Origin of the sequence: Janthinobacterium violaceinigrum (genome assembly GCF_009208555.1) — a bacterium.
Lineage (GTDB): Bacteria > Pseudomonadota > Gammaproteobacteria > Burkholderiales > Burkholderiaceae_D > Janthinobacterium > Janthinobacterium violaceinigrum.
On record NZ_WFLI01000103.1, the window covers coordinates 1 to 795 of the forward strand.

The window sequence follows — 795 nt, forward strand, 5'->3', positions numbered from 1 at the left end:
TGGCGGCCAGGCGCGCCGCGAACTGGTCGATGCGCGCGCGGATGGCGTCGGCGCCGGCCGGGTCCAGCGACTCCTGCGGCGCGGCGCCCGCATCGACGGCCACGAACTGGTTCATGGCCGTTTGAAATCCCTGGAACAGGGTCAGGTCCACGTTCAGGCACAGGGCCGCGATGTACTTGCCATCGCCATCCTTGATGCCGATCGATGTGCTCTTGGCTTGCCGCCCGTCCGCGAATTTGTTCGGGTAGTTCGCCACCACCTGGGCAAAGCCGGGGTCGAGGATGCGCGCCAGTCCCAGTTCCGTCGCGGGCTGGCCCACGGCGCGCCCCGACAGGTTGTTGTGGATGGCCAGCACCGCGTGTTCGGGCGCCAGCAGGTCGTGCACGACCACTTCGCAAAATGGCGCAAAGGTGCGCGCCAGGCCATCGGCCACCTGCTTGAGCTGCTCGAGCAGCAGGACTTGTTCGGCGTTGCGCGCGGCAGCGGGAGGAGCGTCGTGTGTTTTCATGCAGACAGATTATCCAATTATGGAAAAAGTGTCAAATTCTTTTCCTTCAGGCGATCTTCACGCCAGCCTCAGCCACGCTTCATGCGCGCTGCCGATACTGGCGCCATCCCCCTTGCCGGAGCCTGACATGAACCACACGATGATTTCCCCCTTCCATGCCCGCCGCCGCCTGCTTTTGGGCGCGGCAGCCATGGCCGCCCTCGCCGCCTGCGGCGGCAGCGGCGGGCCGCGCAACGCCAGCGCCACTGTCACGGACCGCCAGGTCGGCGTCGCCCCCGGCGTCAGCC

1 protein-coding gene is annotated in these 795 nt (G+C 66.9%); it reads right to left on the bottom strand.

What is annotated here, in order from left to right; all coding sequences use genetic code 11:
• The coding region (locus GCN75_RS28810; protein WP_152285375.1) for a helix-turn-helix transcriptional regulator at positions 1–508 on the bottom strand (508 nt) is incomplete at its 3' end.
• Between the last annotated feature and the right edge of the window lie 287 nt (positions 509–795).